Annotated in this window: 13 protein-coding genes and 1 tRNA gene; 7 read left to right on the top strand and 7 right to left on the bottom strand. The window is 62.3% G+C overall.

The window, feature by feature from the left end:
- Positions 1 to 239, top strand: a 239-nt coding sequence (locus tag N787_RS15155) for a ComF family protein (RefSeq protein WP_034213948.1), incomplete at its 5' end; no start/stop codon positions are given.
- Here N787_RS15155 and ubiA read toward each other — a convergent pair.
- Positions 224 to 1,132, bottom strand: a complete 909-nt coding sequence (gene ubiA / locus N787_RS11000; protein WP_034213946.1) for a 4-hydroxybenzoate octaprenyltransferase — start codon at positions 1,130 to 1,132, stop codon at positions 224 to 226. The two genes, N787_RS15155 and ubiA, sit on opposite strands and share 16 nt — an antisense overlap.
- Positions 1,133 to 1,260: 128 nt before the next feature.
- On the opposite strand from ubiA, the gene N787_RS10995 reads away from it, so the two are divergent.
- The gene (locus tag N787_RS10995) at positions 1,261 to 1,500 is read left to right on the top strand and encodes a hypothetical protein (RefSeq protein ID WP_034213944.1); all 240 of its coding nucleotides are present in this window, start codon (positions 1,261 to 1,263) and stop codon (positions 1,498 to 1,500) included.
- Between the two features lie 6 nt (positions 1,501 to 1,506).
- On the opposite strand, the gene N787_RS10990 is transcribed toward N787_RS10995, so the two are convergent.
- The gene (locus N787_RS10990; protein ID WP_034213942.1) at positions 1,507 to 4,278 is read right to left on the bottom strand and encodes a sensor domain-containing protein; all 2,772 of its coding nucleotides are present in this window, start codon (positions 4,276 to 4,278) and stop codon (positions 1,507 to 1,509) included.
- Positions 4,279 to 4,561: 283 nt separating this feature from the next.
- On the opposite strand from N787_RS10990, the gene N787_RS10985 reads away from it, so the two are divergent.
- Together N787_RS10985 and N787_RS10980 are read left to right on the top strand one after the other, a co-directional pair.
- Positions 4,562 to 4,638 (top strand) — tRNA-Arg (locus tag N787_RS10985).
- Positions 4,639 to 4,825: 187 nt separating this feature from the next.
- Positions 4,826 to 5,632, top strand: coding sequence for a hypothetical protein (locus N787_RS10980; RefSeq protein ID WP_034213939.1), 807 nt, complete (start codon positions 4,826 to 4,828; stop codon positions 5,630 to 5,632).
- 253 nt (positions 5,633 to 5,885) lie between these two features.
- Here the strand turns inward: N787_RS10980 and yecR are convergent, their stop codons facing one another.
- The 5 genes from yecR to N787_RS15535 form a co-directional block, all read right to left on the bottom strand.
- Positions 5,886 to 6,170 (bottom strand): YecR family lipoprotein, encoded by a 285-nt coding sequence (gene yecR, locus N787_RS15540; protein ID WP_425387871.1) that lies wholly within the window; start codon positions 6,168 to 6,170, stop codon positions 5,886 to 5,888.
- A 349-nt stretch (positions 6,171 to 6,519) separates the two neighbouring features.
- Positions 6,520 to 8,070: an ATP-binding protein gene (locus N787_RS10975; RefSeq protein ID WP_156969001.1), complete on the bottom strand. Its 1,551-nt coding sequence runs from the start codon at positions 8,068 to 8,070 to the stop codon at positions 6,520 to 6,522.
- Positions 8,071 to 8,073: 3 nt separating this feature from the next.
- Positions 8,074 to 10,155: a DNA sulfur modification protein DndD gene (gene dndD, locus N787_RS10970; protein WP_034213938.1), complete on the bottom strand. Its 2,082-nt coding sequence runs from the start codon at positions 10,153 to 10,155 to the stop codon at positions 8,074 to 8,076.
- Between the two features lie 233 nt (positions 10,156 to 10,388).
- On the bottom strand, positions 10,389 to 11,528 hold the full coding sequence (gene dndC / locus N787_RS10965; RefSeq protein ID WP_052575389.1) for a DNA phosphorothioation system sulfurtransferase DndC: 1,140 nt from the start codon (positions 11,526 to 11,528) through the stop codon (positions 10,389 to 10,391).
- 103 nt (positions 11,529 to 11,631) lie between these two features.
- A complete protein-coding gene (locus tag N787_RS15535; protein ID WP_034213935.1) occupies positions 11,632 to 11,853 on the bottom strand; it encodes a helix-turn-helix domain-containing protein in 222 nt (73 codons plus the stop codon).
- A 132-nt stretch (positions 11,854 to 11,985) separates the two neighbouring features.
- Here N787_RS15535 and N787_RS10955 point away from each other — a divergent pair, with 132 nt between their 5' ends.
- The 3 genes from N787_RS10955 to N787_RS10945 are packed head-to-tail and all read left to right on the top strand — an operon-like array spanning position 11,986 to position 14,350.
- Positions 11,986 to 12,219 carry a hypothetical protein gene (locus N787_RS10955; protein ID WP_034213952.1) on the top strand — a complete coding sequence of 78 codons (234 nt, stop codon included), beginning with the start codon at positions 11,986 to 11,988 and terminating at the stop codon, positions 12,217 to 12,219.
- Positions 12,220 to 12,247: 28 nt separating this feature from the next.
- Positions 12,248 to 13,489 (top strand): Arm DNA-binding domain-containing protein, encoded by a 1,242-nt coding sequence (locus tag N787_RS10950; protein WP_169742304.1) that lies wholly within the window; start codon positions 12,248 to 12,250, stop codon positions 13,487 to 13,489.
- An 18-nt stretch (positions 13,490 to 13,507) separates the two neighbouring features.
- A complete protein-coding gene (locus N787_RS10945; RefSeq protein WP_034213934.1) occupies positions 13,508 to 14,350 on the top strand; it encodes a TraI domain-containing protein in 843 nt (280 codons plus the stop codon).
- The last annotated feature ends 27 nt before the right edge of the window (positions 14,351 to 14,377 follow it).

Here is a 14,377-nt window from a genome sequence, read left to right as displayed (position 1 = left end):
CCACGGAAGCCCAGACCACGCTGGGCGCCGCCGCACGGCGGGGCAACGTGCACCGGGCGTTCGCGGCGCGCGCGGGGCCGCTGCCGGCCCACGTGGCGCTGCTCGACGACGTCATGACCACCGGCGCCACGCTGGCCGAATGCGCCCGCGCCCTGCGCCGCGCCGGCGTGGTGCGCGTGGAGGCCTGGGTGCTGGCGCGCGCGCCACCCCCGGGCCGCGGCGATCAGCCCAGCGCGTAGTGCCCGGCAATGCCCACGAACACCACCAGGCCCACCCACTGGTTGGCGAGGAAGGCGCGGAAGCAGCCCGCCCGGTCGCGCCGGCGCGCCATCCAGAACTGCACCGCCACCACCGCCAGTGCCACGCCCAGCGCCGCCTGGTAGTGGATGCCGAACCCGGCGCGCGCGCCCACCAGCCACATCGCGCAGAAAAAGCCCGCGTAGATCACGCCCTGCGCGATCAGGTCGGCGTCGCCGAACAGGATGGCGGTGGACTTCGAGCCGACCCGCAGGTCGTCCTCGCGGTCCACCATCGCGTACCAGGTGTCGTAGCCGGTGGTCCACAGCAGGTTGCCCAGGAACAACAGCCAGGCGATCGGCGGCACGCTGCCCTGCACCGCCGCGAACGCCATCGGGATGCCCCAGCCAAAGGCGACGCCCAAATAAACCTGCGGCAGGTAGGTGTAGCGCTTGAGCAGCGGATAGGTCGCGGCCAGCAGCGCCGCGGCCACGCTCAGCGCCACCGTCAGCCGGTTCGTCAGCAGCACCAGCCCGAACGCGACCAGCATCATCACCGCGAACAGCCCCAGCGCCTCGCGCGGCGACACTGCCCCGGTGGCCAGCGGCCGCGCCTTGGTGCGCTCGACGTGCGGGTCGAGCCAGCGGTCGTTGTAGTCGTTGATCACGCAGCCGGCCGAGCGCGTCAGCCACACGCCGGCGGTGAAGATCAGCAGGGTGCCCAGCGGCGGCACGCCGTCCGCGGCCAGCCACAGCGCCCACCAGGTCGGCCACAGCAGCAGCAGGATGCCGACCGGCCGATCGCCGCGCACCAGCTGCCAGTAAAGCGGCCAGCGTTGGCGCCAGGTCTTGGGCGCGCGGTCGGGAAGGGGCGGTGCGTGGCGTTCGTAGGACATCCGCAAAGCCTAGCAGAGCGCCCGGCCGCACCCATGACCGACGACACCCCCGCGGCCGCGGGCCTTGACCCGGTGCCAGCGCGTCCCCAATTTACGAAGTGCCATCCACCACCAAGGGAACGACGACCATGAGTGCAGGCCAGGGTTCCACCGGCAACGTCATCGCCGCCATCTGCAGCTTCTTCGTGCCGGGCCTGGGCCAGCTGGTCCAGGGACGCTTCGTGTCGGCCGTGCTCTGGTTCCTGTTCGCCTGCGCGGCCTTCGCCATCACCTGGCTGATCACGCTGAGCCTGCTGCCGTTCGGCTGGTTCGTGGTCAGCATCCTGTCGTGCATCAACGCGGCGATGTATTCGCCGCCCGCGCGCTGAGATCCGTCAGCCGGCCTGGGCACGCAGCCACGTGCCCAGCGCCGCCGGCTCCAGCGGCCGCGTGAACAGATAGCCCTGGGCCTGGTCGCAGCCCTGCTCGCGCAGCATCGCCAGGATCGCCTCGGTCTCCACGCCCTCCGCCACCACCTCCATGCCCAGCGCATGGCCCAGGCTCACCACCGCCTGGGTCAGGCCGCGCAGGCGCGCGCCCTCGCCCATCTGCTGCACGAAGCTGCGGTCGATCTTCAGGTGCCGCACCGGGAAGCGGTGCAGGTAGGCCAGGTTCGAGAAGCCGGTGCCGAAGTCGTCCACCGCCAGGCAGATGCCGTTGGCCGAGAACAGGTCGAAGGCACGCCGCAGCACGTCGGTGTCGCGCATCAGCGCCGATTCGGTCAGCTCCAGCTCCAGCCGGTCGGTGGGCCAGCGGTTGCGGGCGCAGATCTCGAGCACGTCGGTGGCGAACTGCGAGTCGCGCAGCTGCACGGCCGACACGTTGACCGCGATGCGGTCGAACACCAGGCCCTGCTCGTGCCACTCGCGCGCCTGCCGGCAGGCCTCGCCCAGCACCCAGCGGCCGATGGCCAGGATCTCGCCGCACTCCTCGGCGATCGGGATGAACTCCGCCGGTGAGCGCGAATCCCCGGCGGTGGTGCGCCAGCGCAGCAGCGCCTCGATGCCCGCCACCCGGCCGTCGCGCAGCGACAGCGTGGGCTGGTAGACCAGCGACAGCTCGTGCCGCGCCAGCGCCTGGCGCAGCTCCTGCTCCAGCGTGACCCGGCGCTGCACCTTCTCGTAGAAGCTGTCGTTGTAGAACTGGAAGGTGTTGCGGCCGGCGTCCTTGGCCGCGTACATCGCGGTGTCGGCCGAGCGCAGCAGCGCCTCCAGGTCCGGGCTGCCCTCGTTGAGCAGGGCGATGCCGATGCTGCAGCCCACGTGCGCCTCGTGCTCGCCCAGCAGCACCGGCTGGCTGAGCGCGGCGATGATCTTGCGCGCCACGTAGGCCGCGTCCTCGGGCCGCCCGACCTCGCGCAGCAGCACCAGGAACTCGTCGCCGCCGAGGCGCCCGACCAGGTCGCTGCCGCGCACGCACTGGCGCAGGCGCCCGGCCACTTCCTGCAGCAGGCGGTCGCCGGCCTCGTGGCCCAGGGTGTCGTTGACGTTCTTGAAGCGGTCGAGGTCGAGGAACAGCAGCGCCAGCGGCGGCTCGCCGTTGCGCACCGAGGCGATGGCATCGAGCGCGCGGCGGCGGAACAGGAAGCGGTTGGGCAGCCCGGTCAGCGTGTCGTAGTGCGCCAGCTGCTCGATCTGCTCGTTGGCCTCGTGCTCCTCGGTGATGTCCTGGGTGAGGCCGGTGATGTGGTGCGGCTGGCCGTCCACCTTTTCCATCCGCCCGGTGATGCGCAGCCAGATGCGGCGCTCGTCCGGGGTGAAGTAGGTGACTTCCAGCGTCTCCTCCTCCGAGCTCCCCGCGAACATCCGGCCCATCGCCTCGCGCATGCGCTGCTGCGACAGCTCGTCGTAGTTCGACAGCGTGGTCGCCACGCTCACCGGCGTGCCCGGCTCGATGCCGTGGATGCGGTAGTTCTCGTCGGTCCACTGCAGCTGGCCGTCGGCCATGATCTCGAAGCCGCCGATGCGGCCCATCGCCGCGATGCGGTTGAGCAGGTCGTTGCGCCAGCGCGAATTGCGCTCGGCGACCACCTGCTCGGTGATGTCGTGGATCACGCCGACCAGGCGCTGCACCCGGCCATCGGCCGTGCGCATGCCTTCGCCGCGGGCCTTGGTGAAGCGGCGCTCGCCGTCGGGCCGCAGCATCACCAGCTCCATTTCGTAGGGCTCGCCGGTGGCCAGGGTGCGGCGCGAGGCCTCCTTCAGGCGCTCGTAGGATTCCGGCTCGTACAGGTGGCGCTGGCCGCGGAATGGCGGCGGCGCCTGGTCGGCCGGCAGGCCGGCGATCACGAAGAGTTCGTCCGACCACCAGATGGCGTCGGTGTCCGGGTCCCAGCTCCAGCTGCCCAGGCGCGCCACGTGCTGGGCCTGGTTCATCAGCACTTCGCGCTCGCGCAGCTGCTGCTCGATCAGCTTGTATTCGGTGATGTCGGTATGGGTGCCGATCACGCGCCGCGGCTTGCGGTCCAGGGTCCACTCGATCACGCGGCCGCGGTCGAGGATCCAGCGCCAGCCGCCGCTGGCGTCGCGGGCGCGGTAGACCGACTGGTAACCCTCGCGCTGGCCGTCGAGGTGCAGGCTGAGCGCATCGGCCACCCGCGGCCGGTCGTCCGGGTGCACCAGGTCGCGCCAGCTGTCGAGATTGTCGGGGAGATAATCGGGTGGGTAGCCGAGCATGCTCAGGCAGCGCGCCGAGCGGTACACGCGACCGGTGTCGCCGCTCCAGTCCCAAAGCCCGTCCTGGGCATTCTCCAGCGCGAAGCGCCAGCGGGCGCGGCTGGGGGATTCGGCCAGCTCGGGCTCCTCGCTCGGGTTGAACAGGCTGACCGTGTAGCCAAGGATGCGCCCGTCCTCGTCCAGCGCAGCCCGCATCGCGCAGTCGAGGGCCAGGTCGCCGGCACGATGCTCGTGGTGCACCTGGCGGCCCGGATAACGGGCGATCTGGGCAATGGCGTCCACCATCACCGGCCGCAGTGCCGCCTCCAGCGCCGGCGTCAGCAGGTCGCGGGCCCGGTCGTTGCCCGTGACGAACTTGCCCGCGGCATCGAGCACCAGCAGGGCGCGACGCGACGGGTGCAGCAGCAGGCTGTTGAGGAACGCTGAATCCACGCGTGGCGGGCCGGTGACACGAATGACCCAGACACTAGCGCCCCTGCGCTCCTGAAGGAACCCGGCCGTCGCAAGGCCGTGAACCGCGCCACACTCGCCCCGGGCGCCCCTTAGACCGGCGCCGCCATCGGTGCCATAATCCGCGGCCAACGCGCCCGTAGCTCAGCTGGATAGAGTATTGCCCTCCGAAGGCTCTACTCACCCCCTCCGGGCGCGCGGTAAAGTGGCACACGGGCCTGAACTCAGGTTCGGGGCCGGGAAGACCGAAAAACCCTTTAGATACGCGCCCGTAGCTCAGCTGGATAGAGTACTGCCCTCCGAAGGCAGGGGTCACAGGTTCGAATCCTGTCGGGCGCGCCAATCCCCTTGTGACAAATCTGTGCCCCTGCTGTGCCAAGTCCTGGGGCATGTGCCCATCGGCGTTGAGTAAAACCCTAGGCGCCCCGCGGGGAGCTCGCTGTGAGCATTCGTCCGGCCGGGCCGCTCAGGTCGACCTTCACCCGTGAGGCGACGTATGCTCGGCCCCTGAGACTAGGGATGAGCGGGCATGGATTGGGAAACGCGCCTCGCGGCGGACAGTAACTACCAACTGCAGCAGAGAGCCCGCAATGCGGCGGGCATCTTGGCCTCCCAACCGACGCCCGAGAAAGCCGCTGAAGCTGAACGTGTGCTCCGCCTGATTGATGCCGAGCGAGCGCGCCGTTCCCTGCCGGGAAACATCGCCTCGTTCCTCGAGGCATTCCCCCTCGGGTTCGAGGATCCTGCCTATAGGGCTCAGGAACGGGATGACAAGGTCGCGGCTAGCGAGGCTTGCCAGGCGGCACTGAGTCAGGATGCGTTCCAGGCAGCCCTGGAGGGTGACGAGGGCCCCCTCGTCCAAGCCATCAAGCGCATCGTCAACCAGACGAATCTGATCCAAGGAAGCTTCGAAAAGCCCAAGCTCTTCGACGCCATTCAGGACCCGCGATACTCTAGACCCTTCGTGGCCCAGCTAGGGGTCTTGCTCCATGGTCCGGGTGACGTCGCGGCGAGACTCGAGGAGTTCTCAGAGTTCCTGCACCAGCTGGGAATTCGTAAATGGACATACGTGACCTACTTCTTGTTCCTGCACGACCCCGAGAGCTGCCTCTTCGTGAAGCCAGAGGGGCTGAAGAAAGCAGTGGAGATTGCCGGCTACCCACTTCAGTACGACTCGGAGCCCACAGCCGAGCTGTATCGTCAGGTCATCGCCTTTGCAAACTGGATCCGATCTCACCTGCAGGATTCTGGCCACGTGAGCCTACGGCCCAGGGACATGATCGACGTTCAGTCCTTCATGTGGCACATGGCCCCAACCGGGAAGTTCGCGCGCTAGGACTCGTCCGAGACGCAGGTCAGTTTCGAACCGGAAACCACGATGAGCTGGCACGTGTCGCTAGTGGCAATGGAAACCCTGCGCATTTAGTATCTGCGTTGAATCGAAATAGAACGTGCAACAGTTCCGCATGCCTAATACCGCCGGCGAACTGCCCGGGCGCTAAACCTTCCAGAAGGATACATGCCGGTAAAGCCGACGGTATCCGTGCAGAACCGCAATGAAGGCAACTACTTGGATACCTCTTTAGGCTCTAGTTGCTGGGCGATCCCGTGCACTGGTAAGGCAAAGTGATTCTCCTTCGCCCGCAATTACCAAAGCCGCGCCTTGATAGGCAAGTTGTCTCTTCAGAACCGAACTGGACGGCGGCGGTATAGCCCCACCCTGTGCAAATCTGCGTCGCGAGATGATCGGCTTGCTCTTGCGGAGGGCGAGCTCGCTGGAACTCATTCCGTTCATACGACAGCTTCACAACAGCGTCGGATCGACTAGCATCCGTAACGAGCCACTGCTTTTCCGCTAGAGCTGGTGAACTCATGCACAGCAGAATAATGGACGAACAAATCAGAACTGAAAGTTTCATGAAATCCCCATTTTTCTGTTGCGGCCGAACTGCCGCATATGTGGTCCCAATGGCGGGGATATACGACAAGCGAATACTCAAAAGATTCGACTTGCACGCCGTTGATCTGTAGGTGAATTGGTCCGAACTATTCAAGGAGCTTCTTGAGTGAGAATCGGGACACCAGATTCCCCACCAGGCCTCGCTAAAGACATCCTCGTCTTGCGCCATTAGCACGCCTCGCAGGCCCCTCGAGGTGATTACTTCTCGTCAAAACAAGCAGGTTTGCACACAAGCTCGCTGGCATCCTGCAGAGAGAGAAAAGTCACTCCCATGCTAGAACCTTCTTCGGCTTGACGTCTCCCCTCTGCTTAAGCAACGCCTCGCCCTTCTTGAGCGTAGTCAATGAAGCACCCTGACCCAGAATGCGCTTTACGGCGTTATCTCGTGCGTTAGTGCTGAAACATACGATTAGACCCATCTCAGACAAGAAGTCATCGTCTTCACCCTCAAAGTCATCTGGCTTCTGGGAGATCAGCATCACTGCTGCGCCTTTAGACCTGCCAAGTCGAATCAAATTCGCAAGCCCAGGCAGTCGAGAGCCAAGAATCTTATGAGCTTCGTCAATAACGCAAATGGATCTCAGTGAACGATTCCCTTCGTCATCAGTAGGCGCATCAACTAACGAATTGACGTACCTCTCGAGTGCATCTGTAAGCAAAGAAACAACAGCAACGCGAACGAGTTCAGGAACACTCGCAGGCAGCGATATTATCCAAGACTTAGAGAAGAATTCTGCAGGAGACATTCTCGGCTCAAAAAGCGGAAGTCTGCAGAGATCCACCAAGCTGGCAACCGCACCATCCTCTTTGACGCCCTGCTCCGCGTATGCATCGATCAGGGCGTCCTTAATATGATCCAGTGTGCATGGCGAATGAGCGAGCAGAGACGCTTCAAGCGCGTCGTTCAATCGTCGCTTCTGCATGTCACCGAACTTCGTTTGCTTGAGATTGCTCAAGCTATCCCTCAACCGCTGCGCGGTGCTGACCACAGAGTTTCGACTGCGGTCAGCCAACGCAAAGACGTCCAATGGAATTGGTTTATTGGGCGGAGAAATCACTGTGGCGCCGAACGCTCGATCAAGAGCGTTGTACTGATCACTCATGTCACCCTTGAAATCGAAAGCGAGTAACGGGACCGGCCCATAGCCCGCGAGCGCCCGCAGCACAAAAGCAGCCGTGCGGGTCTTTCCGCTACCAACACCACCCATAAAGGCAGAGTGAGGGCTGCCGCCAGGTGCGTTAATCGCCCAGCGGACTTCCTCTTGGGTTGCAACGTCTCTTCCAACCTCTCCAAGTCGAAGAACAATCGGACCTTCGGCGAGGCCAGACTGGTCACCACCACCCGGCTCGCTTGTCGATTTTCGGTCCGTTCCGGCCGGCAGGCCAGATTCGGCAAGTCGGCGCCAGAACTCAGTTGAGTCCGCGTCAGCGGTTCTCACATCCTCGGCAACTCGCTTCATGCCTCGAGCCCAATGAGCCGTCACTAAAGCTTGCAGCTCCTTGAGATTGGCTGGCGCGCTTCCGTGGTGCTCGATAATCAAGGACACCCAAGCGGCAAGATCAGGCCCGGTACCAAACAGAGTCTCACCCTTGATTGACCTGCCCGGCTCAGACTGAGGCTTTGGAGGCGCTTCACTAATTGACAACGACCGTGCAATCGCAAGTCTCGCAGGGATGTTGAACGCACCAAAACCTAGCGCATCCTTCACATACTGAGACAGCTCATCAGTGTCCGCTGTGGAGCGAAAACCTGCGCCAGCGATTGTATCCAGCGTCAGGTATTCGTTTGCTAGCTGCTGATCAGACGAGTTCATCTCTCAAATCTCCTGCCCTGCGAAATAGCCTTCTTCTGGCCAACTGCGCCCGATACTTCCATCGGTTTGGTTCTTAATAAGATATGCCTTCGCAACGCGTGCCTTAATGGCACCCAGGTAAGGACCGACGACCTCGGTGTCCGTGGATATCAGGAACACTTGGCCTTTCCTGCTCGCAAGATGCTTGAGTACGTTCAGTCGATGGTTGTCATCCAGCCGACCCAATGGCGTATCGATAACGAGCGGAAAAACGCGCCCTGATACCGCTGCGATCGCCGAGAATAGTGCCTGAGTGAAGATCTGCTTCTCGCCGGCAGAAAGATCATACTGTCTAAGATCCACTCCATCTGGCGAGAGCAGCTCGACTGAGCCCTCATCATCGATCTCTACCCTATTCAAGTAATCGTTTCGATGTGCCATCGACTTGATGCCGCGCGTCATCTCTTGGGCGATAGCCTGGGCTTGTAAAGGCCATGCTTCTTGCACGAGCTCACCAATCATCTCGGCGACATCTTCGGCCCTGCTTGCTAGTTGAGCAGGGCGCTGAGACAGGTCGAGCTTCCCGGTTAGCCGGCCTCGCTCTTTGTTCTTCTGCTCAATCTCGTCGGACCGGGAGCGCACCAAGTTTGTAAGTTCGCCCCGACTCTCGTGATGTGAGCTAATCCGCTTGTTCAAATCCGCGATTTCAACCCTCTTCTCTTCGAGCTGCGGTGCAGTGACCTCAGTGGCCCTGATGGCCGCCTGCACCTCACGCAACTTTGCTGCATTCCTACCCATCGCCTCGAGTAGTTCTGCGATTGTTCTGGAGGACACGAGCTTTGCGTCGCGCAGACGATCCAGGACTCGCTGGAGCAACGGGCCCCTGGCGTGTGGATGCTTATATGACTCTGCCACACCATCGGGAGGCGGGAACCACAAGCGCTCCAATGCGCGCTGCACGGCTTGACGGACTGATTCCTCCTGGCTTGGCGTAAGCGAGGGCGTGACGTCATCCAGCTGCTGGTCAAATATCTCGATGACTTGCGAGGTTCTTTCGGCTCGCTGAGATGTTGCTGCTTCCCAGTTCTCGCGCTGCCGTTCCTGTTGCAGCCGGTTAGTCACCCGATCTCTGAGCGAGTCGCCAGCCAAGGCAATGGGAAGATCCATTTCGGCGATTGAATGGAGCTTGGTCTGAGCCAGCTCGTACTGTTTCTGATGCTCTGCTTGCTCTTTAACCAACTCTTCAAGCTGTGCGCGTGTTCCGGTCCCGTAGCCGGATAGCTCGCGAGTTAAAGCATCACGCTTTGCCTCACTGTCCCGAAGCTCAATATCAAGATTAGTCAGCTTCTGCTCTGCCGACAAAAGCTCCGCCTCCATTGATGAGATCGAAGCATCAAGCTGCGCAATCGCCTCGGACGAGACTCCTTTCGGCACCTGAGTCCGCTTATTCGCAGCGTAGCTTCGAAGGTCTTTGGCAAGCTGGCGCAGCCAGTTCAAGCCTAGCAGCCCTTCAATACCCTCCCGAACCTGCGCCCCCATGTCACGCTCTGCGTAAACGGCGGCGGACTCTCCGTCAAACAGAAAGAATCCGGCGAGAGATGTCGGCAGGAAAGTTCGCGAAATCCAATCCCGGTACCAACCCTCTGGGTCTTGCTCACTCCTGCTCGGGCCAACCACGCGCCGTGCGACACCCTGAAAAATGCGGAGTTGCTCTCCGGCATCTCCACTCTTTAGCTTGCCGGAGTCGCTGAAGTACCAAGTCCGCTCAATCCAAATCGGCTCACCCGCTTCATCCTCAAACTGAAGTTCGATTCTGCATGAACTTCTTCCTTGCTTTATTGCGTCGCCATACAGCGCGCGCTCAATAAAGTCCCTAAACGATTGTGCTCGCCCCGGCTCATCGGCGGCGGCACTTGCTCGAAGTACGAGCCGCAGGCCATCTCGCCCAAACAACCCCAGGGCCAAGGCTTCAAACAATGTCGTTTTCCCGAACCCGTTTCGGCCACCAATCAAGATGACATTCTTGTTCCGGGAGGGTGCGGGAAATTCAAACTTGGCCGACTCGTATGCCTTCCAGTCTCGAAGCGTGACAGAGAGAAGATGCATTAGTCCTCCTGCGCCGAAGAATCCGCGAGGACTTCATCAAACGCCTGCCAAAGACCATGCCTGCGCTGCATTGTGCTCTTGTCAACCAACTCCTCTACCAGTCGACGAAGATCAGCCACGGGCAAGCCGATTTTTCGGCAGTGCTTTTGTATGAGCTTCCGCCCTTCGTCTTGGGCGAACAGCGTTACGACATCTCTCGGCATATCCCCTCTCCCATCTTCATTCCTGATCCACTACTCGGCAGCTGCGGCAGACCACGCCGCGGCCTGGCTCGCATCCTCTGCCCATACTTCTCGAATTCTCGCAATCTCTTCTTGGTTAATTACCGGAAGCGGCAGGATGTTTTGAAGTTCGAGAACGCGCTCCAGAATCTCTCGTCGGGTGTCCAGCGTGAACGGGCCTGGAATGAACACGCCTTCTGAGGTCACCGTCAGCTTCCCGTTCCTTCGTCGGGCCATGCGCCGCTCGGGCACATCGCGTATGGACGCAAGCCAGTCACGGAACTCAACCAAGGGCTGGAACTCTGCGAAACCCGCTTCAACAAAACCACTAAGGCTTTTATCTTTTTCAACTACCGTGCACGTCCAACATCCGAAACGTGACGAGGAAGTTCCACACGAAGGCGTGTCGTCTTGCGACATGACGGCTGGGCACTCCGCGGCGCCAGCATCTAGATACAGCTTGAAAAGCGCACCATGTGTACCACCCCAGGGCGGCTGGTGAAACGCAAGATACTCCCAAACTTCGTCCGTGCTGAGCTCAACTATTGGCCTGAAGACGAGACAACCCTGGAGATCGTTGTGCTTGTGTAGACGTCGCCCATTGTCATATTTCGCGACGGTAGCAGCACGCGTCGAACTCTCTGATCGGCGGACGCCCAGCAGCAAAATAACCTCCCCTGAGGAAGCGGCCTGGCTGAGAATGTATCGACTGGTCGGTTGGATCTTCATTCGATCCGTGCACCATCTAAATGACCGGTTCGGTGGCGGGTACCCCCGCCCAATCAGATTCACCCAGAAGGTCGCCTCTGGATCGGGGCGCGTCGTTACGACCTTTATAGGCAAGCGCCAGGCATTTGCCGCATGCGAGATATCTCGCTGCACATTGTCTATATGCGAAATGACGAGCGGACTTTCAACAAGAGTGTCGTTGGAAACCAGGTGAACTTCTCGGCGTCGCTCGTGCGGCGACAATGATACGAGCATCTCGAAAACGAGATGTGTTACGAGAGTGCTGTCTTTACCGCCCGAGAATCCAATGATCCAAGGATGATTGTGTGGTTGAAGATATTCATCTCGAATGACTGATCGAAGTTCATCGACCTTTATCTCGAGTGCGGGGTCGATCTTCGGGGTTGGTCGCGCGATTGCCATTTTTGAATGTTCTCACGTGGGGGCTTCCCGTTGGGTGGCCCACGAAATCTTCTCTTTCACCTTCGGCAGTTTGTGAACTAGCCGTTGCTGCAAGTTCGTTTGTCTATTCTTCGACGTAGGTTAAGAGATCACCTGGCTGGCACTGAAAGTAGCGGCACAGTTTGTCGACAATCTCCGTCCCAACGTTTGTTCCCGGCTGATTGGCCATCTTTGACAACGTTGCCCGGTGGACCCCGCTCCCCTCGGCCACTTCGGTCATAGAAATCGATCGACGCTCCTTGAACGCCTTGTCGGCAATCAGCTCAGCTAGCCGGAAGCGGATCATTAGTGAATGAATCCTTAATAATGTCGCTTAATGGCGACGCTTGTCGTTGAAGCTCGACATATGTTGTGTATTATGCGCAACATGTGTCGCCGATACGCGACGCATGTCGAGCTCAATCAACGGAGACGCGCGATGCAAACGTACCTGACCACAGACCAGTTGGCTACCCGGATCCACTATGACATCCGGACCATCCGGGACCGCCTCAAGGACAGCGTCCTGCTGGAGGGAGTCCACTACATCCGCCCCTTCGGTGGCCGGAAGCTGCTCTTCATCTGGGAGGCGATCGAGAAGGACATCGCCAGCTTCTCGATGGGGCGCGGCCCGGTGATCCCGATGGCCAACGGCGGGGTGGCCCATGGCTAAGGTCCGTGTCCGCCCTGAGACCCGGACCTTGTATCTGGACTTCCAGTACCGGGGGGTCCGCTGCCGCGAGCAGACCGCCCTGCCCGACACCCCCGGCAATCGCCGGACGGTGGAGGCGCTGGCCAAGCGGATCGACCGGGAGTTGCTGAAGGGGACGTTCGATTACGCCGCCCTGTTCCCGGATAGCCCTCGGGCCAAGGCGGGCATCGGTGAGGACGCCGCCAACGACCACGTCACGCCCACCTTCTCGGAGTTCACCGAGCTCTGGGTTGCCGAGTCCACCCCGCGTTGGCGCGCCCACTACGGTCGCGCGATCCGCGACACGCTGGACCGCATCATCCTGCCGGTGCTCGGCCCGAAGCCGTTGGCCTCGATCGACCGGGGCGACCTGCTCGGCTTCCAGGCCGAGCTCGCCAAGCGGCCCGGCCGGGGTGGGCAAGCCATTTCCGCCAAGCGGATCAACAAGCTGATGTCCCTGGTCAAGGCCATCCTCAACGAGGGCTGCGACCGCCACGGCCTCACCAGCCCCGCCCGGTCGCTCAAGACGTTGAAGCAGAAGCGGTCGGACGTCATGCCCTTCTCCATGGCCGAGGTCGAGCTGCTGATCGGGCGGGTCCGGGAGGACTACCGGCCGTATCTCACGGTTCGCCTGCTTACCGGGCTGCGCACCGGCGAGGTGGATGGGCTCCAGTGGCAGGACATCGACTTCGCCGCTGGGATCATTCGGGTTGAACGGACGCATTCCCGGAACGGCGATGGCGGCACCAAGAACGAGGGCTCGCGGCGCGAGGTCCCCATGGTGCCGCAGGTGCGCGCCGCGCTGGAGCAGCAGCGCAAGGGGGCGATCACCGCCTGTCCGTGGGTCTTCCACAGCCCCCATGGCAACCCGATCGATGCGGTGAATTTCGCGAACAGGGTCTGGTATCCGCTGTTGCGCCACCTTGGCCTCAGGAAGCGGCCGCCCTATCAGATGCGGCATACCGCGGCGACGCTGATGCTGGCCGCCGGCGAGAACCCGGAATGGGTTGCCTCGATCCTTGGCCATTCCACGACCGAGATGCTGTTCCGCGTCTATTCCCGCTTCATCCCGAACCTGACCCGCAGCGACGGCCGGGCTTTCGCTGGCCTCGTGAACGGACATTTCGGCGCCGCCGCGGCGGAGGCTACCAGCACGCCAGGCACGCCTGGCGCCGACATCCTTTGCGCGCTGCAGTCCCTGACCCCCGGGCAGCTGTCCACGCTGCTCGCCCTCGCCAAGAAGGCGTCCTGAGTTTCAAGGAGGAATCTCATGAATGATCCCAAGTACATCGCGCCGGAGACCTATCGCTTCCCGGCCATCGTCGAAATGCTGCCCGGATACGACCCGAACCACGGCGTCCGCTGCCGCCTCTATCACCAGCATGGTTGCGTCGACGCCTGGACTTGGCTGTCCTTGGATCCGATCCCGAACGTCCTCTACTGGGGCTGGGTGAGCACCATGGACATCGGGTCGGCTTACAACGACTTGCTCTTGCTCGGCTTGCGTGAGAACCCGGACCAGCTGCTCGCTAATTTGTTGCCCGAGAACCTTTGTCCGATTGATGGCGTGGTGCGGCAGGTTTCGGCGCTCATCGACGGGCTGCGCAACAAGCCCCTGCGGCGGTTCATGACCCGGACCCTGCTCAATCAGGAAGCACTGCATGGGTATTGGACCAGCCCGGCGTCCCGTCGCGACCACCATGCGTACCCGGGCGGCCTGGCGGAACACTCGCTGGAGGTCGCCACCATGCTGGCCACGTCCTCTGGCCTGCCGGACGAGGACCGTGAGCTGGGGATCGTCTTCGCCCTGCTCCACGACTACGGAAAGATCTGGTGCTACGACCCGGTGTCCTTCGACCCGGTCGACCCTAGGGAGCACGAGGCCCACGGCCTGGCCAAGCTCGAGTTCGACCTGCTCTACCTGCGGCGGGAGAACGCACGGCTCGGGGACCGGATGGTGGAACTGCTGGGCGGGGCGCGTGCGCCGCGGGAAGGCCGCTACCCCTTGGCCATCGGCCGGATCGTGCGGTCCTTCGACCAGATGAGCTGCGAGAAGACTCGCCGCAATTTGACCAAATCCCCCACGACTTTGGCCGCCGAAGAGTTCGCCTAGGGAAACTCTGAACAACTCCCCCGACGT

It is taken from the genome of Arenimonas metalli CF5-1, from assembly GCF_000747155.1.
Lineage (GTDB): Bacteria > Pseudomonadota > Gammaproteobacteria > Xanthomonadales > Xanthomonadaceae > Arenimonas > Arenimonas metalli.
The sequence above is the reverse complement of the archived record's forward strand: the minus strand, read 5'-3'. Positions and strand labels throughout refer to the sequence as shown.